Annotated in this window: 19 protein-coding genes; 9 read left to right on the forward strand and 10 right to left on the reverse strand. The window is 72.0% G+C overall.

The window, feature by feature from the left end:
• Entirely contained in the window at positions 1-1,137 is a 1,137-nt protein-coding gene (locus AB0F29_RS02190; protein WP_361866793.1) for an oxidoreductase, read from the reverse strand.
• Between the two features lie 207 nt (positions 1,138-1,344).
• Between AB0F29_RS02190 and AB0F29_RS02195 the strand changes: the two genes are divergently transcribed.
• The 4 genes from AB0F29_RS02195 (at position 1,345) to AB0F29_RS02210 (ending at position 7,387) form a co-directional block, all read left to right on the forward strand.
• The gene (locus tag AB0F29_RS02195; RefSeq protein ID WP_361866794.1) at positions 1,345-1,761 is read left to right on the forward strand and encodes an SsgA family sporulation/cell division regulator; all 417 of its coding nucleotides are present in this window, start codon (positions 1,345-1,347) and stop codon (positions 1,759-1,761) included.
• Between the two features lie 210 nt (positions 1,762-1,971).
• Positions 1,972-3,603, forward strand: a complete 1,632-nt coding sequence (locus AB0F29_RS02200; protein ID WP_361866796.1) for an ABC-F family ATP-binding cassette domain-containing protein — start codon at positions 1,972-1,974, stop codon at positions 3,601-3,603.
• Between the two features lie 257 nt (positions 3,604-3,860).
• Positions 3,861-6,218 (forward strand): excinuclease ABC subunit UvrA, encoded by a 2,358-nt coding sequence (locus AB0F29_RS02205; RefSeq protein WP_361866797.1) that lies wholly within the window; start codon positions 3,861-3,863, stop codon positions 6,216-6,218.
• A gap of 194 nt (positions 6,219-6,412) precedes the next feature.
• Positions 6,413-7,387 (forward strand): acyl-ACP desaturase, encoded by a 975-nt coding sequence (locus AB0F29_RS02210; RefSeq protein WP_361866799.1) that lies wholly within the window; start codon positions 6,413-6,415, stop codon positions 7,385-7,387.
• Positions 7,388-7,728: 341 nt separating this feature from the next.
• Here the strand turns inward: AB0F29_RS02210 and AB0F29_RS02215 are convergent, their stop codons facing one another.
• Both AB0F29_RS02215 and AB0F29_RS02220 read right to left on the reverse strand, forming a co-directional pair.
• Positions 7,729-7,983: a WhiB family transcriptional regulator gene (locus tag AB0F29_RS02215; RefSeq protein ID WP_026290061.1), complete on the reverse strand. Its 255-nt coding sequence runs from the start codon at positions 7,981-7,983 to the stop codon at positions 7,729-7,731.
• A 114-nt stretch (positions 7,984-8,097) separates the two neighbouring features.
• Positions 8,098-8,892: a VOC family protein gene (locus AB0F29_RS02220; protein ID WP_361866801.1), complete on the reverse strand. Its 795-nt coding sequence runs from the start codon at positions 8,890-8,892 to the stop codon at positions 8,098-8,100.
• Between the two features lie 417 nt (positions 8,893-9,309).
• On the opposite strand from AB0F29_RS02220, the gene AB0F29_RS02225 reads away from it, so the two are divergent.
• Positions 9,310-11,538: a DEAD/DEAH box helicase gene (locus AB0F29_RS02225; protein ID WP_361866802.1), complete on the forward strand. Its 2,229-nt coding sequence runs from the start codon at positions 9,310-9,312 to the stop codon at positions 11,536-11,538.
• Positions 11,539-11,679: 141 nt separating this feature from the next.
• Here AB0F29_RS02225 and AB0F29_RS02230 read toward each other — a convergent pair whose 3' ends face one another.
• On the reverse strand, positions 11,680-12,729 hold the full coding sequence (locus tag AB0F29_RS02230; RefSeq protein ID WP_361866803.1) for a multicopper oxidase domain-containing protein: 1,050 nt from the start codon (positions 12,727-12,729) through the stop codon (positions 11,680-11,682).
• A 257-nt stretch (positions 12,730-12,986) separates the two neighbouring features.
• Between AB0F29_RS02230 and AB0F29_RS02235 the strand changes: the two genes are divergently transcribed.
• Together AB0F29_RS02235 and AB0F29_RS02240 are read left to right on the forward strand one after the other, a co-directional pair.
• On the forward strand, positions 12,987-15,491 hold the full coding sequence (locus AB0F29_RS02235) for a ThuA domain-containing protein (RefSeq protein WP_361866804.1): 2,505 nt from the start codon (positions 12,987-12,989) through the stop codon (positions 15,489-15,491).
• The gene (locus AB0F29_RS02240; RefSeq protein WP_361866806.1) at positions 15,488-17,725 is read left to right on the forward strand and encodes a family 16 glycoside hydrolase; all 2,238 of its coding nucleotides are present in this window, start codon (positions 15,488-15,490) and stop codon (positions 17,723-17,725) included. Before AB0F29_RS02235 ends, AB0F29_RS02240 begins: the two co-directional genes overlap by 4 nt.
• 14 nt (positions 17,726-17,739) lie before the next feature.
• On the opposite strand, the gene AB0F29_RS02245 is transcribed toward AB0F29_RS02240, so the two are convergent.
• Positions 17,740-18,807, reverse strand: coding sequence for an ABC transporter permease (locus AB0F29_RS02245; protein ID WP_361866807.1), 1,068 nt, complete (start codon positions 18,805-18,807; stop codon positions 17,740-17,742).
• Entirely contained in the window at positions 18,804-19,850 is a 1,047-nt protein-coding gene (ligD, locus tag AB0F29_RS02250) for a non-homologous end-joining DNA ligase (protein WP_361866808.1), read from the reverse strand. Before ligD ends, AB0F29_RS02245 begins: the two co-directional genes overlap by 4 nt.
• Before the next feature lie 76 nt (positions 19,851-19,926).
• Here ligD and AB0F29_RS02255 point away from each other — a divergent pair, with 76 nt between their 5' ends.
• Positions 19,927-20,988: an ATP-dependent DNA ligase gene (locus AB0F29_RS02255; RefSeq protein ID WP_361866809.1), complete on the forward strand. Its 1,062-nt coding sequence runs from the start codon at positions 19,927-19,929 to the stop codon at positions 20,986-20,988.
• Between the two features lie 134 nt (positions 20,989-21,122).
• On the forward strand, positions 21,123-22,091 hold the full coding sequence (gene ppk2 / locus AB0F29_RS02260; RefSeq protein WP_361866810.1) for a polyphosphate kinase 2: 969 nt from the start codon (positions 21,123-21,125) through the stop codon (positions 22,089-22,091).
• Between the two features lie 91 nt (positions 22,092-22,182).
• Here the strand turns inward: ppk2 and AB0F29_RS02265 are convergent, their stop codons facing one another.
• The 4 genes from AB0F29_RS02265 to AB0F29_RS02280 all read right to left on the reverse strand — a co-directional run bounded on the left by AB0F29_RS02265 (position 22,183) and on the right by AB0F29_RS02280 (position 25,538).
• On the reverse strand, positions 22,183-23,433 hold the full coding sequence (locus AB0F29_RS02265; RefSeq protein WP_361866811.1) for a lytic transglycosylase domain-containing protein: 1,251 nt from the start codon (positions 23,431-23,433) through the stop codon (positions 22,183-22,185).
• A gap of 25 nt (positions 23,434-23,458) precedes the next feature.
• A complete protein-coding gene (locus tag AB0F29_RS02270; RefSeq protein WP_361866812.1) occupies positions 23,459-24,214 on the reverse strand; it encodes a hypothetical protein in 756 nt (251 codons plus the stop codon).
• A 59-nt stretch (positions 24,215-24,273) separates the two neighbouring features.
• Positions 24,274-24,771 carry a nuclear transport factor 2 family protein gene (locus AB0F29_RS02275; RefSeq protein ID WP_361867026.1) on the reverse strand — a complete coding sequence of 166 codons (498 nt, stop codon included), beginning with the start codon at positions 24,769-24,771 and terminating at the stop codon, positions 24,274-24,276.
• 179 nt (positions 24,772-24,950) lie between these two features.
• Positions 24,951-25,538 carry a hypothetical protein gene (locus AB0F29_RS02280; protein WP_361866814.1) on the reverse strand — a complete coding sequence of 196 codons (588 nt, stop codon included), beginning with the start codon at positions 25,536-25,538 and terminating at the stop codon, positions 24,951-24,953.
• Positions 25,539-25,552: the final 14 nt, after the last annotated feature.

The raw sequence follows: 25,552 nt of genomic DNA on the forward strand, positions 1-25,552 counted from the left end.
TCAGAACCCCAGGCGGGCCACTCGCCCCTTCTCGCCCGCCGCCCAGCAGCCCAGGTCGGGCGTGCAGTCGACGGTGTCGTACGAACCGGAGCCGACCGTCCGCCAGGTGCGTCCGCCGTCCAGGGTGAGGTCGGTGCCCGTCGGGCCGACGGCCAGGGCGGCGGAGCGGCTGTGGGGCAGCCAGGCGACGCCGGAGCGGTAGGCGGGCGGCGGGGTGGCGGACGCCCGCCAGCTCCGGCCGCCGTCCCCGGTGACGGCGGCGGCCTTCGGGGAGACCTGGTCGGGGCGGTAGTCCCCGCCGACGGCGATGCCGTGCCCCCGGTCGCGGAAGGCGACGGCGAAGACCCCGCGGGCCGGGTCGCCCGCCGGGATGGTCGACGCGCTCGCCGTCCAGGTGAGGCCCCGGTCCCGGGAGTGCAGGACCCGGGCGGTCGCCGCTCCCCCGGTGGTCAGCCAGGCGTCCTTGGGGCCGGAGCTGACCAGGCACTGGCCGCTCGCGGCGAAGCCCGCCTCGCCCGGCTGGGCGGCGGGCATCCCGGCGTCGGGCAGGACCCGCCAGGAGCGGCCGCCGTCCGCCGTGGACAGGACCCGGAACTTCCCGTCCACCGGGTCGCCCGCCGCGAGTCCGTGCCGGCTGTCGAAGAACGTCAGGCAGTTGAAGAAGGCGCGGGGGTCGGTGTTGCGGAAGGACTCGGTCCAGGTGGCCCCGCCGTCGTCGGTGCGCAGCACCCGGGAGGCCTCGCCCTCGCCGATGGCCAGGGCGACGGCCCGGCGGCCGTCGAACGCCTCGATGTCCCGCAGTTCCAGCTCGGCGGCGCCCGGCGGTGACACGTCGCGCCAGGTGCGGCCGCCGTCACCGGTGCGCAGGACCGTGCCCTTCGACCCGGCGACCCAGGCGGTGGTGCGGCTGACCGCGGCCAGCCCCCGGAAGCGGGCGTCGGCGGCGGTCTCGGTGAGCTGCCAGCCGGGCAGAGGTCCGCGGGCACTCGCCTCCCGGGACGCGGCCGTCCCGCCCCGCGTCCCGGCCGGGTCTTCCGTCGGCGCCGCGTGTGCGCCCGGTGCGACCAGTGCGGCGGCCAGGGCCGCGCCGCCGGTCACCAGTGCCATCAGCCGTCTCGTGTTCCCCATGGCCTTCATGGCGCTGGAAGCTAGCCGACGGGTTCCGGCCCGTCCAGGGTGCGTCGCCGCCGAGCGGGCAGGAGAGCCGGGGTGCGCCAAGTCCTGGCGGGGCCGCCGGGAGCCGGTGACGCAGCTCACGCCGCGCGCCGGTGCACGAAACCAGGAGTTCCGTCGTCTACTCCAATGCCGGGAACCGTTCATCCGGCCGCGCGAGAGGGAGCAGGTTTGTCCAGCGTTATCGAGCAGTCCGTGCAGGCCCGCATGGTCGCGTCCGCACCGCGGATGGAGACCCTGCCCGCCACTCTTCAGTACGACCGCCAGTACCCGTTCGCGGTACGCATGGCGTTCCCGGCCCCGGCGACCCTGGAAGGCACCGAGGTTTCCTGGGAGTTCTCCCGCGAGTTGCTGACCACCGGGGTGGACTCCCCCGCCGGGCAGGGAGACGTACGCGTACGGCCGTTCGGGTACGAGCGGACCGTGCTGGAGTTCCACGCCCCCGAGGGCATCGCCATGGTCCATGTGCGCACCGAGGAGCTGCGGCGTTTCCTCCAGCGGGCGCAGGAACTCGTGCCGATGGGCGACGAGCACCGGTATCTGGACCTGGACCGGGGTCTGACCGATCTGCTCGACGGTCCTCGCTGACGTCGTAAATCCGGTTGCCGGGCCCACGCCCCCGGCCCTACCTTCGTGACGGTTCCTGTTGTCGTCGATCGGAGTGGGACGTTGCTGATCTGAGGTCCTGTGCACACCGTGCAGCGCCCGCCGCGCCTTGCCGCGGCCCGGAGCGCCCGTGTGCGATCTCAGCTTCCGCCTGCCGTCCCTGTCGTTCCCGACGCACAACGGGAGATCCGTATGTCTGCCACCGACACCCACATCAGCTGTACCTCCCTCGCCTTCTCCTGGCCCGACGGCAGCGAGGTCTTCACCGGTCTCGATCTGGCCGTGGTGCCGGGCCGCACCGGCCTCATCGGCCTCAACGGCTGCGGCAAATCGACTCTGTTGCGTCTGATCGCCGGCGACCTCACCCCGCGGTCCGGTGTGATCAGGACCCATGGCGAACTCGGCTACCTTCCCCAGAACCTGACCCTGGACACCGCGCTGCGGGTCGGCGAGGTGCTCGGCGTCGCCGACCGGCGTGCCGCGCTCGACGCGGTCGAGTCGGGCGACGTCCGGCCCGAGCACTTCGCGGTGATCGGCGACGACTGGGACATCGAGGAGCGCTCCCTCGCCACCCTGGACGGCCTCGGCCTCGGCCACATCGGGCTCGACCGCGCCATCGGGGAGATGTCCGGCGGCGAGTGCGTCCTGCTGCGGCTCGCCGCGCTGCTGCTGGAGCGGCCCGGGGTGCTGTTGCTGGACGAGCCGACGAACAACCTGGACGTGTACGCCCGGCGGCGGCTCTACGACGCGGTCGACGCCTGGACCGGTGCGCTGCTCGTCGTCAGCCACGACCGGGAGTTGCTGGAACGGGTGGACCGGATCGCGGACCTGCGCGAGGGTTCGGTCACCTGGTACGGCGGGAACCTGTCGGCGTACGAGGAGGCGCTCGCCGTCGAGCAGGAGGCGGCGCGGCGCATGGTGCGCGTCGCCGAGTCGGACGTACAGCGTCAGAAGCGCGAGCTGGCCGACGCCCATATGAAGTTGGCCCGGCGCAAGCGCTACGGGCAGAAGATGTGGGACAGCAAGCGCGAGCCCAAGGTCGTCATGGGGCAGCGCAAGCGCTTCGCGCAGGAGTCGGCCGGCAAGCACCGCATCCTGCACACGGAGCGGCTGGCCGCGGCCAGGGAGCGTCTCGACGAGGCGGAGCTGGCGGTGCGCGAGGACGAGGAGATCCGGGTGGAGCTGCCGGGGACCCGGGTCCACCCGGGCAGCGAGGTGCTGCTGCTGCGCGATCCGGTGCCGCCCTACGGCCCGCCTTTGCGGGGTGAGTTGATGGTGCGGGGTCCCGAGCGGATCGCGCTGACCGGTCGCAATGGGGCGGGCAAGACCGCGCTGCTCCGGTTGATCGCGGGGCAGCTGACGCCCGTCTCGGGCGAGGCGACCCCCTTGGTCGCCACCGGGTTCCTGCCGCAGCGGCTGGACGTGCTGGACGACGCGTCGTCGGTGGTGCGGAACGTGGCACGGTCGGCTCCCGACCGCACGGACAACGCCGTGCGGGCACGGCTGGCCCGCTTCCTGCTCAAGGGGACGGCGGCGGACCGCCCGGCGGGGACCCTCTCGGGCGGCGAGAGGTTCCGGGCGACGCTGGCGATGCTGCTCCTGGCCGATCCGCCGCCCCGGCTGCTGCTGCTCGACGAGCCGACGAACAGCCTGGATCTGGCGAGCGTACGGCGGCTGACCGAGGCGCTGGGGGCCTACGAGGGGGCGTTGATCGTGGCGAGCCACGACGTGCCGTTCCTGGAGTCGATCGGGATCACCCGCTGGCTCCGGCTCGACGGCGGGCTGTCGGACACGACGGCCGGGGCGGTGCGCGAGGGCCGCTGAGACCGGCCGGGCGGGGCGGTCGAGCCGGGGCGCGGATCCGGGTGGCGCGGGCGGCTACGCCCCTCACGGCGTCCCGGAGCCGGCGGCCCTCCGGGTCGGGCCCGCGCACGAGCAGGCCAGTGCGGGCTGGGTGCGCAGAGGAGACGTCCGGGCGCGGTCGCGGGCTCGCCTGCTGAGCGCGGGCACGGACGGGTGACATCGGATCTCCCGGAAAAAGGGGACAGAAGCTGTCGGGTATCCCGCCTAGCGTCGCGCTCATGGATCGCTTCCCCGAGCGCGACGTGGAGCCGTACACCCCTGGCTCCGCGCACCGCGACATCGTCATCACCGGCGCGCGCGAGAACAACCTGCGCGACGTCTCCCTCCGTATCCCCAAGGGCCGCATCACCGTCTTCACCGGTGTGTCCGGTTCGGGCAAGTCGTCGGTCGTCTTCGACACGATCGCCGTGGAGTCGCAGCGGCAGCTGAACGAGACCTTCACCTCGTTCCTCCGCAACCGGCTGCCGAAGTACGAGCGGCCGCACGTCGAGTCCGTCGAGGACCTGTCGGTGGCCATCGTGATCGACCAGAAGCCGCTGGGCGGCAACGTCCGCTCCACGGTCGGCACGGCGACCGACATCTGGTCGGTGATCCGGGTGCTCTTCTCCCGCCGCGGCACCCCGAGCGCGGGCGGGGCGACCGTGTACTCGTTCAACGACCCCAGCGGGATGTGCCCGGAGTGCGACGGGGTGGGGCGCACGGTCCAGCTGGATCTCGACCGGGCGATCGACTGGTCGAAGTCGCTGAACGAGGGGGCGCTGCTGCTGCCCGGCCTGACGGTGGGCAGCTGGGAGTGGAATCTTTACGGGGGTTCGGGGCGCTTCGACAACGATCTGCCTCTGTCCGAGTTCGGCGAGGAGGAGCGGCGGACCCTGCTGCACGGTTCGGGGTTCACCGTCCGCCTCGACATGCGGACCGGCGCGGCCGACATGAAGTTCGAGGGAGTGGTGACGCGCTTCGAGCGCCTGTACCTCAAGCGCGACACCGCCTCGCTGTCCGAGAAGCGGCGCGAGGCGGCCGCCCGGTTCACCGTGGAGCGGGTGTGCGGGGCCTGCGGCGGGGCACGGCTGAACGCGGCGGCGCTCGCCACCCGGATCGACGGACTCTCGCCCGCCGACTACGGGCGGATGGAGGTCTCCGAACTCGTCGGCGTCCTGGAGCGGATCGTCGATCCGGTCGGCGGACCCATCGCCACTGCGGCCCGGGAACGGCTGGAGCGGCTGGTCGGCATCGGGCTCGGTTATCTGAGCCTGGACCGGGAGACCACCACCCTGTCGGGGGGCGAGGGACAGCGGCTCAAGATGGTGCGGCACCTGGGCAGTTCGCTCACCGGGCTGACGTTCGTCTTCGACGAGCCCAGCGTCGGCCTGCATCCGCGCGACGTCGGGCGGCTGGGCGATCTGCTGGTGCGGCTGCGCGACAAGGGCAACACGGTGCTGGTCGTCGAGCACGACCCGGACGTGATGGCCGTCGCCGACCATATTGTCGACATGGGGCCGCGGGCCGGGGCGGACGGCGGACACATCGTCTTCGAGGGGACCTTCGAGCGGCTGCGCGACGCCGACACGCTCACCGGCCGTTCGTTGCGCGGCCGCACCCCGCTCAAGGAGACCGTCCGCTCCCCCACCGGCCGGCTCCCGGTGTACGGGGCCGACCTGCACAACCTGAAGGGCCTGGACGTGTCGTTCCCCACCGGGGTGCTGACCGCGGTGACGGGGGTGGCGGGATCCGGGAAGTCGACCCTGGTGTCACGGGTGTTCACAGCGGCGTACCCGGAGGCGGTGGTGATCGACCAGAGCGCGATCACGGCCTCGTCGCGCTCCACCCCCGCCTCGTACATCGGCGCGCTGGACGCCATCCGCAAGGTGTTCGCCCGGGAGAACGGCGTGGACGCGGGGCTGTTCAGCTTCAACTCCACCGGGGCCTGCGCGGGCTGCTCGGGCCGGGGAGAGATCTCGACCGATCTGGCGTTCATGGATCCGGTCACCACGACCTGCCCGGAGTGCGAGGGCCGCCGGTTCCACGACGACGTGCTGAAGCACCGGGTCGGCGGCCGGTCGATCGTGGACGTCCTGGACATGACCGCGGCGCGGGCGGTCGGGCTGTTCGAGGATCCGGTGCTGCTGCGGAAGCTGCGCACCCTCGACGCGGTCGGCCTCACCTACCTCACCCTGGGGCAGCCGCTCTCTTCCCTCTCGGGCGGTGAGCGTCAGCGGATCAAGCTCGCCACCCAGCTGCACCGCACCTCCAGCGTGTACGTGCTGGACGAGCCGACGACCGGGTTGCACCTGGCGGACACGGGCGCGCTGGTGGATCTGCTGGACCGGCTGGTCGACGCGGGGAACACGGTGATCTGCGTGGAGCACAACCTGGATGTGGTCAAGCGGGCGGACTGGGTGATCGACCTCGGTCCGGACGGCGGCAAGGGCGGCGGGGAGCTGGTCTTCGAGGGAACGCCCGCCGGCCTGCTCGCTCATCCGACGTCCGTCACCGGCCACTATCTGCGGCGGGACCCGGGGGTGGCACCACGCCCGGACACCGGGGTGGAACGGCCTCGGAACCCAGAAGTGGAGTAACACATTCCGGAACGGTGAACCAGAGCCCCGAAGGGCCGCAGGAGGACTCTCGCACACCCTCTCACCTGCTCGGATGACCCTATGTGTCCGACCGTTCCCGGGGACGGGCTTGGCTTTGACCTTACGGTCGCCTTAACCTACGGTCACGTAACCTACGAAGCCGTAGGTCATTCTCCCGTCCCCAGGAGCTCCCCGTGACGATCGCCTCTCCCCACCTCGGCAGTTCGAAGGCGTGGACCGACGCCCAACTGCTGTACGCGCTGGAAGAGGTGGTGGAGAAGGAACTCAACCGCCATCTCAAGGTCGCCAAGGACTGGATGCCCCACGAGTACGTCCCCTTCTCCGACGGCCGGAACTTCCCCGGCGTCTTCGAGGACGGCGAGGCGTGGACGGCCGACCAGTCCAAGGTCACCGACATCGGCAAGATCGCCCTCGTGGTGAACCTCCTCACCGAGGACAACCTCCCCAGCTACCACCACGAGATCGCCTCCCTCTTCGGCCGCGACGGCGCGTGGGGCACCTGGGTGCACCGCTGGACCGCCGAGGAGGGCCGCCACGGCATCGTGATGCGCGACTATCTGCTCACCTCGCGCGCCGTGGACCCGGACAAGCTGGAGCAGTTCCGCATGGCGCACATGGCGGAGGGCTTCGAGTCGGACAACCGGCACTCGATGCTGCACTCCGTCGCGTACGTCGCCTTCCAGGAGCTGGCCACCCGCGTCTCGCACCGCAACACCGGCCACCAGTCCGGCGACCCGGTCTGCGACCGGATGCTGGCCCGGATCGCGACGGACGAGAACCTCCACATGGTCTTCTACCGCAACCTCCTGGGCGCCGCCTTCGAGCTGGCCCCGGACCTGACCATGCAGGCCGTGCGCGACGTCGTCGTCGACTTCCGGATGCCCGGACACGGCATGCCCGGCTTCGAGCGGGCCGCCGCGCAGATGGCGATCGGCGAGATCTACAACATGCGCATCCACCACGACGACGTGATCCAGCCCGTGCTGCGCTTCCTGAAGGTGATGGACATCGACGGGCTCGGCCCGGAGGGTGCGAAGGCCCAGGAGGAGCTCGGTCTGTACATGGGCGGGCTGGACAGCGAGGCGTCGAAGTTCGACGAGAAGCTCGCCGCCCGCAAGGCCCGTATGGTGGCGCGCGGCCGCGCCTGATCCCAGCCCCCCGGCCGGGGCCCTGGTCCGAGCCCGGGCCTCACTCCTCGGCGGTGACCCCGGCGTACGCCACGTCGCGCACGTCGTCCGAGGAGTGCTGGCGGAGCATCCGCAGCTGGGTGCGCCACGGCCCGGTCCACCCGGTGCGCAGCCCGCACGCCTCGGTCAGTTCGGCGGCGAGGAGGCCCTCGGCCGGATCCCCCGTCCCCGCCAGCCGTGCGACGACGAGCGGCAGGGTGTCCGGGTCGGCGGCCTCCGCTCCCCGCTGCCCGGCGACCCGCCTGCCGACCGTGCGCGCGGTCGTGGCGGCGAGTGCGGGGCGGCCGGTGTGCAGGGCGCGTTCAGCCCCGGTCGCGGCCTTCTCTGCGCAGCCGCTCGCGCTCCTTCTCCGACAGTCCGCCCCAGACGCCGAACCGCTCGTCGTTGGCGAGGGCGTACTCCAGGCAGGCCAGTCGGCCTTCGCAGGCGTTGCACAGTTGCTTGGCCTCGCGGGTCGAACTGCCCGGGGCCGGGAAGAAGAACTCGGGCCCGGCCTGCGCGCACAACGCGGACTCCTGCCAGGCGAGCGCGTCGTCGGTCACGGTGTTGATCAGCATGGTGCACACGGTGCCCGGTGGCGATAAACAACTGATCAACGATTCATCAATTCGCTCCGAGGGGCGGCCACGGAGTACGCGCCGGAGCTCTCGGGGCCGCAGCCCCGCCCGCGGCTACTGCCTCGGCTCGGGCCTCATGACCGCGAAGACCGCCCCGTACGGATCGGCGACGTTGGCCATCTTGCCGACGCCGGGCACGTCCATGGCGGCCAGGGTCTCCGTGCCGCCGAGCCGCTTCGCCCCGGCCACCGTGGCGTCGACGTCGGCCACGGCGAAGTACGGCAGCCAGTGCGGGCCCCGGGCGGCCTCGGACGGGACGTCGCCCATCCGGACCAGGCCGCCGAACGACGCGTCCGGGCCGGCGCCGGCCGGGTGGACGGTGGTGTAGGTGTAGTCGGTGCCCTCCACCTTCAACTGGTCGGTCCCCCAGCCGAAGACCGTTCCGAAGAAGGCGGCCGCCGCCGGGACGTCGGAGGTGTACAGCTCGGCCCAGAGGAACGAGCCGGGCTCCTGGGCGACGCCGAAGCCGGAGTGCTCCTTCGGCTGCCAGGCGCCGAAATACGCCCCGGCCGGATCCGTGAAGCCGCCCATGCTGCCGAGGTCCAGGACGTCCATCGGCTCGAAGGCGGCGGCGCCGCCCGCCCGCTCCACCGCCGCGGCGGTGGCGGCGATGTCGGGCGACTGGAAGGAGACCGACCAGGCGCTGGGCGATTCCTCCTCCGACACCGTCATCACACCGCCGACGTAACGGCCGTCCAGGGTGAGCATTCCGTAGCCACCGACCTCGGGGCCGCCGGGGACCAGACCCCACCCGAACAGCTCCCGGTAGAAGGCGGTGGCCCCGTCGAGGTCGGGCGTGCCGAGATCGACCCAGTTGGGCGCTCCGTCGAGGAAGGTGGGGCTGATCATGGCGTGCTCCTCAGTCGGTCCGGGTGGTCTGGCTCGTCCGGTGCTGCCAGGTGGTTCCTCTCGTTCCGAGTCTTGCACCGGGCACCGACGACCGCAGTCCGGGCGGCCCGGTGGGAGCCGGGGCCGACGGTGATCGCTTCTGTCACGCGGCTCAGCGTAGACAGCACCGGGGGCCGGGGCGAAGCGTTGGACCGGCGCGTCGCCCGGCCGTCGCGCGGTGGTCGTTCGGCGCCGTACGTCAGCGCCCTGCCGCCCGAAGCGTCCCGCGACGGCCGGGGGCGGGCGGCGGCAGTGCACGCCCGGGCCTGTCGGCGGTGCGTGGCACGATGGCGGGAGAGCCGACGGAGCGGGTCCCGGGGCGGTGAGACACCGGTCCCGGAGCGGTGAGGCACTCGCTCCGGGAACAGAAGGACGCATATGAGGCAGAGCGGGGCGGCGGGCGGCACGGCCCTCGGGACACGCGCGCACGGGGCCGCCGCGAGCCCGGTGCCGACGGGCGGCGCGGTCCGGGAGCTGCTCGCGCGGGCGGAGCGGCTCCTGGAGAGCGCCCGTGCCGTGCCGGCGGACCGGAAGGGCGCGGTGGACGCCGTACGTTCCGTGCTCGATCCGCTGCTCGACTCCCTGGTGGGCCGGGAGCTGGCCGCCATCCCCGTGTCCCGGCTCAAGGACGTCACCGAGGGGCGGCTGCGGCTCGGGGCGCTGGAGCAGGCCGGGTTCGGCACGGTCGGGCAGGTCCACGGCACGGACCGGTACGAGCTCCGGCAGCTCCCCGGCGTCGGTGCGCACACCGCCGATCAGGCGCTGGCCGCCGCCGCGCAGCTCGCCCACGCCGTGCGGGACACCGTCTCGGTGCGGATCGACGTGGACGCCCCGGACGACACCAGCACCGCACTGGTCGTCGCCCTGCACCGGCTGGCCGAGGCCGGTACGGACGTGCGGCGGGCGGTGGACGCGGCCCGCCGGCTCGCCGAGCGGCTCGGCCCCCCGGTGGCGGCGGCCGCACCGGCCGGGAGCCGGCTGCGGATGCTGTTCACGGGGCGTCAGGCGCGGGCGCGGGCGCGCGAGGCCGTCGGTGCGGTGCACGCGGCCGTGGCGAACGCCGTGGAGCGGGAGCTGCCGGTGCTCTTCGCCCAGGCGTCGGCCGACCTGCTGCGGTCACCGGCGTCGCCCGCCGAGGCCTGGGTGGACTTCGAGCTGCGGTCCGCCGAGTACTACAGCCTGCTCGCCGAGCTGTCCGGCAGCGGCCCGGACCGGGACGCCGCCGAAGGGTTCCTGCCCGCCGGGATCGCGGACCGGGTACGCGCGCTGCGCCTGGACGACACGCATCTGCGGGTGTCCCTGCGCGGCTACCAGGCGTTCGGGGCGCGCTTCGCGCTGGCGCAGAAACGGGTCGTCATCGGGGACGAGATGGGGCTCGGCAAGACCGTGCAGGCCATCGCGGCGCTCGCCCATCTCACCGCACACGGCGAGAGCCACTTCCTTGTGGTCTGCCCGGCGAGCGTGCTGATCAACTGGACGCGGGAGATCCGGGCCCGCTCCACCCTGCGGGCCGTGCCGGTGCACGGTGCGGAGCGGACCGAGGCGTTCGCGGACTGGCGGGAGAACGGCGGGGTGGCGGTGACCACGTTCGACGCGCTGCATCTGCTGCCCGGGGCGGCGGCCTCGGTGCGGCCCGGGATGCTGGTCGTGGACGAGGCCCACTTCGTGAAGAACCCCGCGGCCCGGCGGTCGCGGGCGGTCGCCGGATGGGCGGAGCACGTGGAGCGGGTGCTGTTCCTCACGGGCACCCCGATGGAGAACCGGGTCGAGGAGTTCCGCAGCCTCGTGCGCCAGCTCCGCCCCGAACTCGCGCCGTCGGTCAGCGGTACGCACGGCGCGGCCGGTTCGCGGGCCTTCCGCCGCGCCGTCGCCCCCGCCTATCTGCGCCGCAACCAGGTCGACGTGCTGGCCGAACTTCCGGCGCTGGTCCACGTGGACGAGTGGGAGGAGTTCGGCGCCGAGGACCGGAACGCCTACCGGGAGGCGGTCGCCTCGGGGCGGTTCATGCGGATGCGCCGGGCCGCCTATGCCGCGCCCGAGGCGTCCGCAAAGCTGGAGCGGCTGCGCGAACTGGTCGACGAGGCGCGGGAGACCGGCCTGAAGGTGGTCGTCTTCTCCTACTTCCGCGAGGTCCTCGCGACCGTCGGCGAAGCCCTGGGCCCGGACGCCTTCGGGCCGCTCTCCGGGAGCGTGCCGCCGGCCCGGCGGCAGGAGCTCGTCGACGCCTTCTCCGCCGTGGACGGGCACGCGGTGCTGCTGAGCCAGATCCAGGCCGGGGGCACCGGTCTGAACATGCAGGCCGCCTCCGTGGTGATCCTGTGCGAGCCGCAGATCAAACCCACGCTGGAGCACCAGGCCGTGGCCCGCGCGCACCGGATGGGCCAGGTGCGCACGGTCCAGGTGCACCGGCTGCTGGCCACGGACAGCGTCGACCAGCGCCTGGTGGAGCTGCTGGCCCGCAAGGACCGGCTCTTCGACGCGTACGCCCGGCGCAGCGATCTCGCGGAGACCACCCCGGACGCGGTGGACGTCTCCGACGCCGAACTGGCCCGGCGCATCGTCGAGGAGGAGCAGCGGCGGCTCGCGGACGACGCCCGCCGTCCGTGACCGGGGCCGCCCGCCGTCCCTGACCAGGTCCGGCCCACCGCCGTGACCGGGGCCGCCCGCCGTCCGTGGCCAGGTCCGACCCGCCACCGTGACAGGGCCCGCCCCTCCGCGGGCCCCGTGACAGGCGGGGCACGGGCGGGGTCAGTGCTGGTGCTCCCCGGCGCCCTTCCCGGCCTTCTCCTCGGCGCTCTGCGTGCCGCTCTTCCCCTCGGCCTTCTTCTCGGTGCCGCCCGCCGCGTGGTGGGGTTCGTACCCCGGAATGGTGCCGTCGGGCTTCTTGATCAGCAGGAGCCCGGCCATCCCCATGTCGGAGTGGCTCTGGACATGGCAGTGGTACATCCACGCGCCCGCGCCCACACGTTCGCCCGCGATGATCTGGAGGCCGAAGGAGTCCGCGGGGCCGCAGATCTTGTTGTCGATGACCCGGCTCGGGTCGTCGGGGCCGGTGAGGATGCCGGTCCGGTTGTCCGCCCAGCGGTGACCGTGGATATGGAAGGTGTGGTAGTACTCACCGTGCGTGATCATCACGAATTCGAGCCGGTCACCCACCGTGGCCTCGAAGTTGACGCTGTTGTGGGCCGTCTTGTTGTTGATCATCATGTCGTTGAAGACGACCGTGCAGGTCTGGTCGGGCAGGATGTCGCCCTTGCGGCGCACGACGACCGGCCCGTACAGCCCCTTGCGGATGCCGCCGGTGCCGTGGTCCGTGCCGACGACGTGGTCGTGGTAGTGCCAGTAGCCCGCGCTGCCCGGCTCGTAGGTGCCGTCCTTGCGGAGGCGCGGGGCGTGGGTGCGCCAGGTGTACGTACGGGTGCCGCCGGGCTCGACGTGGCTCTTGTTCATCCGGGTGCCGTCGTTGGCGATGTCGTAGTCGACGCCGTGGACGTGGAGGCTGGCGTCGACGTCGGTGAGGTTCTCGAACTCGATGTGGACCGTGTCGCCCTCGTTCAGCTCGATGAGAGGGCCTGGGATCGAGGCCTTGCCCTTCTCGAAGCCGTAGCCCAGCTCGCCGTTCGGCAACTTCTCGGCGTACATCCTCAGCCGTCGCACCACCCCGCCGGCCGGGGCCGTACGGGGCGGATTCTCGGCCGAGCTCGCCTCCACCGCTCCGAGCGACAACGATGTCACGCCCGTCGCGGCCGCGGCCGCACCACCGACCAGCATCCGTCGGCTGAAGGTCCTTCGGTCCATGTCGAACTCCCCACTGCGATAAGGAAACCGGTGAAGCGGCCCACAAGAACGGCCGGAACGGGCCACACCGTAGCCGGGGCATCCCCGTTTATCCACACCCAGGACAAAGTTCACACGATTGCTGCCATACCTATTGGCGTACCGCGAAAAGAGGTCTAGCTTCGTGCGCTGTCACAGTGAATCAAGAGGCACTGACGAAGAGTGAGCAAGCCACAGTCACCGAGAGGTGCAGTGACCACAGAGGGGTGGGTGACCACATGCAGCGCGCATCACATCACCGGTCCAGATCACGACGCGGCCTCGCGGCGGCCGTGGCGGCCGGCGCACTGACCGTGTCCATGCTGGGCGGCGGCGGCCCGGCCAGCGCGGACCAGTCGCCGGACCGGGCTCTGGTGGAGAAGATGGCGACAACGTTGTCCTTGCCGACTCCGCCCGGTTCCGCCAAGCAGGTCAAGGTGCTGGTCTTCCACGCCTCGGCCGGCGACGAGGCACCGTACACGGACGCCGGTATCGCGGCGATCGAGAAGATCGGGCTGAGCGGCCCGGAGGCCGGACGGTTCGCCACCGTGGCCACGGCCGACCCAAGGGTCTTCACCAACGGCAAGCGGCTCGGCTCGTTCCACGCCGTCGTCTTCCTGACCGGCGGGGGCGACGTCCTCGACCCGGAGCAGGAAGCGGGCCTGGAGGCCTACATGGAGGCGGGCGGCGGCTTCCTCGGCATCCATGACGCGGCGCGGACCGAACCGTACTCGGACTGGTTCACCGGTCTGGTCGGAGCGCGCCCCGCGGCGAACAGCCCGGCTTCCACGCAGCGGGCCACCGTGGAGATCGGCGACCGGGTCCACCCGGCCACCAAGAACCTGCCGTTGGAGTGGAAGCGCCCCGACAAGTGGCTGAACTGGACGAAGAACCCGTCCGGTGAGGTACACACCGTGGCGCGGGTGCGGGAGTTGACGTACAAGCCGGGCGCGAGCGCCAACGGCTGGGACCACCCGGTCTCCTGGTGCCGCGACTACGACGGCGGCCGGTCCTTCTACACGGCCATGGGCGGTACGGCGAACAGCTTCGCGGAGACCGACTTCCGCGACCATCTGCGCGGCGCCCTCGCCTGGACGAACCGGACCTCGCAGGCCGACTGCAAGGCGACGATCACCTCCAACTACACCGCCGAGCGCGTCACCCAGCCCAACCAGCCGGGCCAGAACGACCAGATCGGCGAGCCGCACGGCCTGGTGACCGCACCGGACGGCCGGGTCTTCTACATCGGGCGCGGCGGGGCCGACAGCTCCGTCCCGGTCGTCATCGACTGGAACGACCCGAACATCGGCAAGGGCAAGGGCGAGATCCACGTCTACGACCCGAAGACGAAGAAGGTCACCCTGGCGGGTGCGCTGGACGTCTTCGGCAACAAGGGCGGCGGCGACGAACTGGTCAAGGTCGAGGAGGGGTTGCTCGGCATCGAGCTGGACCCGGACTTCGCGTCCAACGGGTGGGTGTATCTGCACTACACCCCGCACGCGAAGATCGACCGCGACAAGCGCATGGCGACCCGTCAGGTCTCCCGCTTCACCTTCGACTCCGCGACCAACAAGCTGGACCTGGCCTCGGAGAAGGTGCTGCTCGGCTGGCCGGTGCAGATCAACAGCTGCTGCCACGCGGGCGGCGGCCTGGCGTGGGACTCGAAGGACAACCTGTACATCGCGACCGGTGACAACAACTCCTCCGGTTTCAGCGGTGGTTACTCCGGCAACAACCCGGAGCCGAACTACAAGGGCGTCGGCTTCGCCGACGCGCGGCGCACTGCGGGCAACACCAACAACCTCAACGGGAAGATCCTGCGGATCCACCCGGAGGACGACGGCACGTACACCCTGCCGTCCGGCAACCTCTTCACCGGCGAGGAGCCGGACGAGGGCGGTGGGAAGACCCGCGGCGAGATCTACGTGATGGGCGTGCGCAACCCGGCCCGGATCTCGATCGACGCCTCGACGGACACCCTGTACGCGGGCTGGGTCGGCCCCGACGCGGGCGCCCCGTCCACCACCTGGGGCCCGGCGAAGTACGACACGTTCGCCGCGATCACCAAGGCGGGCAACCACGGCTGGCCGTACTGCATGGGCAACAACCAGCCCTACCGGGACCGGAATCTGCCCGACCCGAGCAAGCCGCTGGGCTGGTACGACTGCGACGCCCCGAAGAACGAGTCGCCGCACAACGACGGCCTGGTGAAGATCCCGCCGGTGACCCCGAACACCATCTGGTACTCCCCGCAGGGCGGCGGGGTCGACTACCCGCGCGACGAGAACGGCGTACCGAGCTACAAGGCGGACGAGGGCAAGGAACTGCTCCCCTGGCTCAAGGGCGGCGGGCAGGCCACGATGAACGGCCCGGTCTACCGCTACGACGCCCAGAGCGAGTCCACCGCCAAGTGGCCCGCCTACTGGGACGGCAAGTGGTTCGTCGGCGACTTCTACGACGACACCCAGCCCCGGCACGCCGTGCTCACCGACCCGAGGACGGTCGGCAAGGGCGGACTACCCACGCACGCCGAGTCGTTGAAGAAGATCATCCCGGTCGGGGCGGACGGCATCCGCAACCTGATGGACTGGAAGTTCGCGCCGGACGGCTCGCTGTACGTCCTGGACTACGGGCGCGGCTTCTTCACCTCCGACCCCAAGTCCGCGCTGTGGCGCGTGACGTACAAGGGCGGCGCCGCGACCCCGGCCGCCAAGGATCTCGTCGGAAAGGCGGCGGCGAAGTGAGACACCACTCGCTCCTGACACGCGGGCGGCACCGTCCGCCGAGTTTCTGGGTGGCCCTGCTGGCCTCCCTCCTGATGGTCCTCGGACTGACCTCGACGGCCGCGTACGGCAAGGGGGACGACGCTCCCCCGGCGGCCGCCGCCGACCAGGTCCTGACCTGGACCGCGGGCGACCCGATCGACCGCTATCTGTCCGCGCCGAAGACGGCGGTGGCCGGCAGGGCGACCATCGTCTTCGAGAACAGCACGGCCACCGGGAACACGACGAGCATGCCGCACACGCTGACGTTCGGCGTGTCGGACCCGGAGTTCAACAACGACGTCCAGCTGAACATCCTGGCCAACCCGGGCGACGCCGAGGGCGGCAAGCACAGCGTGGAGGTCACGCTGTCGCCCGGCCGGTACTTCTACCACTGCACGATCCCCGGCCACGGCATGATGCAGGGCATCCTGACCGTCACCGAGGGCAGCGGCGAGGACACCGAGGCCCCCGCGACCTCGGCGAAGGTCGACGGCGACCAGAACGGTGACGGCGCCTACATCGGCCAGGCCACGGTCGGCATCGAGGCCACCGACGCGGGCTCCGGCGTCGACACCGTCGAGTTCGCCCTCGGGGCGGACGGCGCGTGGCAGCCCTACACCGCGCCCGTCGTGGTGAACGAGGTCGGCGACCACACGGTCCGCTACCGGGCCACCGACAAGGCGGGCAACGTGGCGGCGGAGAAGTCCGTCGACTTCGCGGTCGCCGCGCCGCCGACCGACGACAAGACGCCGCCGGAGACCTCGGCGACCGTCTCGGGCGAGAAGGACGACGCGGGCGCGTACCTGGGGATGGCCACGGTCACCGTGACCGCGTCCGACACCGGGTCCGGCGTCAACACCATCGAGTACGCGCTCGGCGCGGCCGGCGCGTGGCAGCCGTACACCGCACCGGTGATGGTCCACGAGCTGGGCGAGCACCAGGTCCGCTACCGGGCCACCGACCGGTCGGGCAACGTGGCGGCGGAGAAATCCGTCGACTTCAGCGTGGTCGAGCCGCCCTCCAACGACCTGACGGCTCCGGAGACCTCGGTGAAGGTCGAGGGCGACAAGAACAGCGACGGCGCGTTCATCACCAGCGCCAGGGCCACCGTCTCGGCGACCGACGACGACTCGGGCGTGGACAAGGTCGAGTACTCCCTCGACGGCGGCCCCTACCTGGCGTACACCACCCCGGTGATCGTCGACCGGGTCGGTTACCACTCCATCGCCCACCGGGCGACGGACAAGGCGGGCAACACCTCCGAGGCGAAGAAGGTGTCGTTCACCATCGCCCAGAGCGGCGGGGTTCCCGCGCCGAACTGCGCGGAGTTCGACGAGCGGCACACCGTCTTCGTCGGCACCATCGACACGGGCGTGCCGAACCGGATCACCCGTAACCGCTGCACGATCAACGAGCTGATCGAGGACGAGAAGGACTGGTCCTCCCACGCCCTGTTCCTCAAGCACGTGACGACGGTGCTCGACAGGCTGAAGACCGACGGCGTCATCGACCTGCGCGAGCGCAGGGCGATCAACCAGGCCGCCAAGCAGTCGGGCATCGGGAAGCCGGGCCAGGTCGAGGGCTACACCAAGCTCTTCGACGGCACGGCGGCCTCGCTCGCCAAGTGGAGCCACGTGGGTGGCGGCAAGTTCGAGCTGAACGAGGAGGAGGGCTCCATCACCAGCTCCACCACGGTGGGCGGGATGGGCATGCTGTGGCTGCCGAACCGGGCCTACGGCGACTACTCGCTCAAGCTCCAGTGGCGGGACGACGCCCCCGGCAGCGGCAACGCCAACGGCGGGGTCTTCGTCCGCTTCCCGAACGTCCACGACCACCCGGAGGAGTCGCGTCCGGAGTGGGTCGCCATCAAGTACGGCCATGAGATCCAGGTCAACGACCGGCCGGACGGCGACATGTACAAGACCGGTTCGGTGTACGGCTTCGACCGGGTGGGGCTCGGCGGCGCCGGCGTGACGCCGAAGGGCACCTGGAACGACTACGAGATCAAGGTGGTGGACCAGCACTACGAGATCTACCGCAACGGTGTCCTGATCAACGAGTTCGACAACACCGGTGGTCAGCTCTTCGAGCCGCCGCGGGGCGACGACCCGGGCACCGACGGCCGGCGGTTCGCCTCCGGTTACATCGGGCTCCAGGTGCACGGCGTCACCGACGTCATCTCGTACCGCGACATCCGCATCAAGGAGCTGTAGACCGCGGGGCCCGCTCAGGTGGCCGCGTCCGCATGCTCCGGCGTGCGGGCGCGGCCACCGGGGTGCCGGTGGCGCCACACCCAGAACACCGTGCAGGAGACCAGCGCCCAGCCGGCGAGGACCAGGTACGGGAAGACGAACTGGTGGCCCTGGTAGTAGACGGCGGTGTGCTGGGCGTTGACGGAGGCACCCGGCGGCAGCCAGCGGCCGATGTGCCCGAGCGCCGAGGGCAGCAGCGGCCAGGACACCGCGCCGCCTGAGGACGGGTTGCCGAGCAGCACCATGACGCCCCAGGTGGGGATCATCGCCCAGCGGCCCATCAACGTGTTGAACATGGTGAAGACCATGCCGGAGGTGAACATCGTGAACGCGAGGATCAGCCAGGACTGGACGAACGGCAGGTCCACCGCCCCGAGCCACCAGTCCACAGCCGCCGCGATGGCGAACCCGCCGAGCAGGGCGTAGGCGACGGTGAAGGCGATCCGCTCGGCCGGGTTCAGGCCGTGGGCGTGCACGCTGAGCTGGATCGCGCCGAGGAAACCCATGATCACGGCGGCCAGCGAGATGTAGAACAGGGCGAGTCCGCGCGGGTCGCCCCGCTGGAGCGGCTTGATGTCCCGGACCGTGACCTCGGCCCCGGTGGCCTCGCCCACCTCCAGGCCCGCCTTGCCGAGCAGCTCGGCCACGGACGCTCCGGAGGCTCCGGCCACGTCGAGCGCCACTCCCCCGTCGGCCGCGCGCACGATGGCGAAGACCTTCTGCTCGTCGAGGGCACGGCGGGCGTCGGCGACGTCCGGGTAGTCGCGCAGTTCGAGAGAGGCGTCGAGGGCCTTCTCCATACCCGCGACGAACGCCTCGCCGCGCGCCGCCTCCGGCCGGGTGACCAGGGCGGCGGGGATGCGGTGCGGGGTGGGGTCGGCCATCGCGTACGTGTAGGAGCCGGCGAAGAGACCGGCCGCGGCGGCGACGATCAGGACGAGGACGGTCGCGGGAAGGAACGGGCTGTTCTTGTACGCCTCCCAGCGCTCGCGGAGGGTGAGCGGCCGCCCGTGCGCACCGTGCCGGTCGCCGCTCCCGCTCACGCCGACCCGCCGTCGCCGCCGCGGTCGTCACCGTCCTCGTCGTGGCGGGCACGGCTGGGCTGGACGCGCTTGGGTTCGCCGGGCATCTTCGGATACTCCGGCGGATAGGGCATGTCGCCGAGCCCGCGTTCCTTCTCGTCCCGGTCGGCCAGCTCCAGCAGGGCGTCGAGCCGGAAGGCCTCTTGGTCCATGTCGGCGTGGACGTCGCCGAGTTCGGCGTAGCGCGCCGGGAGCGTGACGATGTCGAAGTCGCGCGGTTCGGCGTCGTCGATCTCCTCCCAGCGCAGCGGCGCGGAGACCGGGGCGTGCGGGAAGGGGCGTACGGAGTAGGCGGAGGCGATGGTGCGGTCGCGGGCGGTCTGGTTGAAGTCGACGAAGATCCGCTCGCCGCGCTCCTCCTTCCACCAGGCGGTCGTCACCCGCTCGGGCATCCGCCGCTCCAGCTCACGCCCGACGGCGATGGTGGCACGCCGTACCTCGGTGAAGGTCCAGGCGGGCTCGATGGGCACGAAGACGTGGATGCCCCGGCCGCCGGAGGTCTTGGGCCGGCCGCGTACGCCGTGGTCCTCCAGGACGGAGCGCAGCTCATGGGCGGCGGTGACGGCGTCGGCGTAGTCGGTGCCGGGCTGCGGGTCCAGGTCGATGCGGAGTTCGTCCGGGTGGTCGGTGTCCCCGGCGCGGACGGGCCAGGGGTGGAAGGTGAGGGTGCCGAGGTTGGCGGCCCAGATGACGGCGGCGAGCTCGGTGGGGCAGATCTCGTCGGCGGGCCGGCCGCTGGGGAAGGCGATGCGGGCGGTGGGGATCCACTCGGGGAGGTTCTTCGGGGCGCGTTTCTGGTAGAAGAAGTCGCCCTCCACCCCGTCGACGAAGCGCTGGAGCGTGGTCGGCCGACGGTTGAGGGCCCGGGTGATCCCGGGCCCCACCGCCAGGAAGTACTCGGCCACGTCCCTCTTGGTGTAGCCCTTCTCCGGGAAGTACACCTTGTCCGGGTTGGACAGCCTCACGGCCCGTCCGCCCGCGTCCAGCTCCACCGCTGCTCCCATGACGGCCACCGTAGGCCGGTCGCACATATGCCGCACATCGGGAGACACGGGCGGGGCCGCGGTCCAGAATCGGCGCATGGACCTGCCGGTGATGCCGCCCGTGAAGCCGATGCTCGCCAAGTCGGTCTCCAAGATCCCGCCGGGCATGAGCTACGAGGCGAAGTGGGACGGCTTCCGGGCGATCGTGTACCGGGACGGGGACGAGGTGGAGATCGGCAGCCGCACGGGCAAGTCCCTGACCCGCTACTTCCCCGACCTGGTCGACGTCGTACGGGAGAACCTCCCGCCGCGCTGTGTGATCGACGGGGAGATCGTCATCGCCCACGAGGGGCGGCTCGACTTCGACCGGCTCAGCGAGCGCATCCACCCGGCGGACTCCCGGGTGCGGCTGCTCGCCGAGCAGACCCCGGCGAGCCTGATCGCCTTCGACGTCCTCGCCGTCGACGACACCTCCCTCCTCCCCACCCGGCAGGCGGACCGGCGGGAGGTGCTGAGGGCCGCGCTCTCGGAAGCGTCCGCGCCCGTCTTCCTCGCCCCGGCCACCACGGACATCGAGGTCGCCCGGGAGTGGTTCGAACGGTACGAAGGGGCCGGGCTCGACGGGATCGTGGCGAAACCGCTCGATCTCCCCTACCGGCCGGACGCCCGGGCGATGTACAAGATCAAGCACGAGCGAACCGCCGACGTCGTGGTGGCGGGCTATCGCGAGCACAAGAGCGGCCCGGTGGTCGGCTCGCTCCTGCTCGGCCTGTACGACGCCGACGGTGTGCTCCACCACGTCGGGGTCTGCGCGGCCTTCCCGATGAAGCGCCGCGCCGAGCTGGCCGAGGAACTCGCCCCGTTGCGCGTCGGGTTCGCCGAGCATCCGTGGGGCGCCTGGGCGGACGCGGCGGCGCACGAGCAGTCCCGGCTGCCGGGGACGCAGAACCGCTGGTCGGGCAAGAAGGACCAGTCCTGGGTGCCGCTGCGCCCGGAGCGGGTGTGCGAGGTGGCCTACGACCACATGGAGGGCGACCGGTTCCGGCACACCACCCAGTTCCGCCGGTGGCGGCCGGACCGGTCCCCCGCCGGCTGTACGTACGCGCAGTTGGAGGAGGTCGTCTCCTTCGACCTGTCCGAGGTGCTGTCGGGCGGCTGACCCCGGCCACCGCGCCTGCTCGGACATGCCCGGCGGCTGTCGGGGAACACGCTCGTGCGGGAGAGGGCTCATCCGCGGCGGGTGGGCCCTCTCCCGCCGCACCGGACCATGCGAAGCGAACGGGGAACACGACCATGACCGACGACGGCCGGAACACCGACCCCGCGGAGCTGCTGAAGGGGCTGACCGTCGACGGCCGGCGCCCCGAGCAGCCCGTGCTCCTCGACGAGCAGGGCCGTCCTCTCGAGACGTGGCGGGAGAACTACCCGTACGACCGGCGGGTGCGCCGCAGGGAGTACGAAAAGGAGAAACGGTTCCTCCAGATCGAGCTGCTGAAGCTCCAGCGGTGGGTCCGCGAGAGCGGGCAGCGGCTGGTGGTCCTGTGCGAGGGCCGCGACGCGGCGGGCAAGGGCGGGACGATCCAGCGGTTCACCGAGCGGCTCAACCCGCGTGGGGCGCGCGTGGTCGCCCTGGAGAAGCCCACCGAACGGGAGAGCGGGCAGTGGTACTTCCAGCGGTATGTGGCGCATCTTCCGACCGCCGGCGAGATCGTCTTCTTCGACCGCTCCTGGTACAACCGGGCCGGGGTGGAGCGCGTGATGGACTTCTGCACACCGCGGCAGTACGAGCACTTCCTGAAGCAGGCCCCGCAGTTCGAACGGATGCTGGTGGATGACGGTGTCCTGCTGGTGAAGTTCTGGTTCTCGGTCTCCCGCGCCGAGCAGCGGACCCGCTTCGCGATCCGGCAGGTCGACCCGGTACGCCAGTGGAAGCTGTCGCCGACCGACGTGGCCTCCTTGGACCTCTGGGACGAGTACACCACCGCGAAGGTCGAGATGTTCCGGGCCACGGACACCGAGAGCGCGCCGTGGACCGTGGTCAAGAACAACGACAAGAAGCGCGGCCGACTGGAGGCGATGCGCAGCCTTCTGTGGCGTTTCGACTACGACAGCAAGGATGAGAAGGCGGTGGGTGCGCCTGATCCGCTCATCGTCGGTCCCGCGGACACCTTGTTGGAGCCGGGTGAGGAACGGACGGATCTCTCGCCCACCCCCCTGACCGGCAGGGCCCACGGGCCGGGCGACCATCCCCGACGGGAGTGATCCCCGTCCCCGCCACGGCGGAGGCGGGGACGGGGAGTCTCCCCGTACGAAGGCCCTACCGGGTTGGTCCGGGTCAGGAGCCCGGGTTCCCCTACGGTTCGCAGGGGTCGGCGGAACCGTGCGCCCCTGCCGGGGCCGGCTCGGCCGGCGAAGGTTCGGACGGGGACGGTGACGGGGTGGCGTCGGGGCAGCCCGGGCCGGTCTCGCCGGGGTCGGGCGAGGGGGTGGGCCCGGGGTCCGTCGGGCCAGGGGTGGGACTCGGGCCCGGATCGGTGGGGCCCGGGTCGGTCGGGCCGGTCGGGTCGGGGCTGGGGCTCGGGCCTGGATCGGTGGGGCCGGGGTCCGTCGGGTCGGGGCTCGGGGTCGGTGAGCCGGGGCCCGTGGGGCGGGGAGTGGGCGTGGGACTCGGCGGCCGGGTGGGCTGCGGGCCGACGACGACGCCTCCGTCGCCCCTGCCGGGACGTTCCGGCGCGCCGGGTCCGCCGACCGGCGCCTTGGGCGGGGTCTCCCCGCCGGGGCCGGGGCCGGCCGGGAGGACGCCCCGGCCGTCGGCGACCGGATGGCTTCCGCCGCGGTAGAACTCCAGCCAGGACAGCACGGTCCGCAGATACGTGTCGGACCGGTTGTAGCTGAGGATCGCCCGGTCCAGGTCGGCGCGGCGGGTCAGATCGCGGGACCCGGCACAGAGGTAGCGCCCGGCGGCGAGCGCCGCGTCGTAGATGTTGTCCGGGTCCCGGCGGCCGTCGCCGTTTCCGTCGGCTCCCCAGGCCGCCCACGTCGAGGGGATGAACTGCATGGGCCCGACGGCCCGGTCGTAGGCGCGGTCGCCGTCGTACGCCCCGTCGTCGGTGTCCCGGATCAGGGCGAAGCCGTTGCCGTCGAGCGCGGGGCCGAGGATCGGGGTGAGCGTCGTGCCCCGGGCGTCGACCCTGCCGCCGGACGCCTGGCCCGACTCGACCTTGCCGATCGCCGCGAGCAGCTGCCACGGCAGCCCGCAGCCCGGGTCACCGCGGCGCAGCGTGCTCTCGGCCTTGCGGTAGGCGGCCAGCACGGTCGCCGGGATGCCCGCCTGGGACCAGGCGCGGGCCACGAGCGGATCGGGCTTCGTCCCGGGCTTCGGGGGAGCGGGCGGCTTCGGGGACCGCAGCGGAGGCAACTCGGTGTGGTAGACGTCGTCGCCCGGCACCTCGCTCCACACGACGTCGTCCGAGGCCGCCGCCTTCCCCTGCCGGGGCTCGGGCAGCGCGACCCCCGGGGCCTGGGAGGCGGTGAGCGCGGTCATCGCGGCGACCGCGGTGGCCGTGGTGCCGAGCCGTCGGCGCACGGTGCGGTTGAAGCTCATCTGGACTCCACTCCCTCTCCGGGGCTCAGCGGGTGAACGTGTCGATGGCGGCGATCAGCCAGGTGTCCCCGCGGCGGACGGCGTCCACGGCGAACATGGCCGCCGCGTACGTCGTCTCCTCGTCCTTGCCGGTACGGGTGTTGCTCTGGTCGGCGAAGATCAGCAGCCGGGCGCGGTCGCCGTCGAGGAACTCGACCCCGCTCTCGGTCACGGTGGTGGTGAGGACGAGCTTCTGCTTCGGGGCCTGTTCCCGTACGTCGGCGAGCATGTCCTTGTGCTGTCGCACGGCCCGGCCGGTCAGATAGGTGCTCGCGGCGCGGTCGGACCGGGCGGGCGAGGCGTAGTCGTAACTGAACACCGCGCCGACCGCCTCGCTGATCCGGCCCTTCACCTCACTGGTCCGGCCGATGTCGGTGAGCGCGGTGTTCTGCCGGGCCGGCTCGTCGCGGAGGCTGTCCGCCGAGGTGAACGCCCAGGCGGCGAAGGCTCCGAGGAGGACGGTGAGGGCGCAGAGCGCGGCGGGGAGTCCGACGCGCAGGCGGGACGCCGTGGCACGGGGGGCGTCCGCCGGGGCATCGGGAGCGGCGTCGGACCCTGCGGTGGCGTCGGGGTCGGGGTCGGTAATGAGATCGGTGGCGGTGCTCTCCGCTGTCCGCGGCGGTTCGGCAGCGGTGGTGGCGGTGGTCTGTTCGGGTGCCGGGTCGGTCTCGGCCCCCGGTGTGCGCGGTGGTGCCGTGGCCAGTCTGCGGCGGCGGTTCACGAGGTGACGGGTCGTCGACATGGGCGGGGTCCTCTCCGGGGCGCGTGGGGCAGGCGAGTGCGGGCGGATGGGGGGCGAGGTCAGCCGCCCGTGCCGCCGACGGGCGCCTGGCCGAGCGCGCTGAGCTTCCACCCGTCCGGGGTGCGGGTGAGGCTCCCGAGCAACCGGCTCTCCTTCACGGCCGGTTCGCCCTCCGGCGCGGTCACGGTGACCCGTAGCGCCACCATCACCCCGGCCCGTCCCGCCCGTTGGTCCAGTTCGGTCACCGCGCCGGAGAGGACCTTCGCGGTGCTCACTGTCTTGGCGGCGGCGATCTGCTCGGCGAACGCGTCACGCCCGTCGACGAGTTGGCTGTGCAGATCGCCCGTGGTGGACTGCTCCCAGGTGTCGAGCCCCTTCTCCAGGGAGCGGTGGTCCAGGGTGTTCATGTTCTGCACCGCCTGCTCGCCCGCCGCCAGGGCGTCGTCCCGGGCCTGCGCGAACGACGCCGCGTCGTCGTGGGTGGCCTCGTAGCGCAGCCAGCCACCCCAGGCCGCCGCTCCGGCCGCGCAGACCGCCAGGGCCAGTGCGGCGATCACCAACGGGTTCCGCGCCCCCGCCCGTACCGTCTGCGCCCGTTCCGTCCCCGCCGGCGCGGGGCTCTCCTGTGCCGGTTCCTGCCCTGCTGGGGCCCGCTGTGCCGTCCGCTGCCGTGCCATGTGCTGCCTCTCCCCTGCCTGCCGAACCGGACCGGTGCGCCATCGCCTCCGGCCCGCCGTCATGTGGAGCCGATCTCGACGATCCACCAGCGTCCGTCGCGCAGCTCGGCGGTCACCGTGAGCTGAGCGGAGGCGGTGGTGGGGGCGCGGCCCCGGCGCTCGTAGACCTGGTCGAGGAAGACCAGGAGGTGGGCGCTGTCGCCGGTCAGCCGGGTCACCCCGGCCCGGACGACCTCGGTGGTGAGCGTCAGCTTCTGGTCGGCGGCCTGCCGCTCGACCTGGCCGAACAGCGTCGCGTACTGCTGGAGCGCCTTGCCCGCCAGGACCTCTTCCGCCGCCGCCCTGGTGACGGTGGTGGCCCCGGGGCCGTACGAGAAGATCTTCCCGAGCGCGCTGCTGACGTCACCGGTGACGCGGGCGGTCGCCTCCGCGTCGGTGAGCGCGAGGTTCGCCGTGGCCGGGGTGTCCCGCAGGTGGCGTCCCTCGGCGTACAGGGCGCCGCCCGTGGCGATCAGGGCGACCGTCAGGAGTGCGCCGAGGACGCGTGGCCACCGGCGGAGGTGTACCTCCGCCGCACCGCCCGGGTCCGCCGTCTCCGTTCCCGCTTCCTGGTCCACGTCGGGATCAAGGACCGTGTCGCTCTTCATCGTCGCCGTTCCTC

Source organism: Streptomyces sp. NPDC026589, assembly GCF_040638385.1.
In the GTDB taxonomy this organism is placed as follows: Bacteria; Actinomycetota; Actinomycetes; order Streptomycetales; family Streptomycetaceae; genus Streptomyces.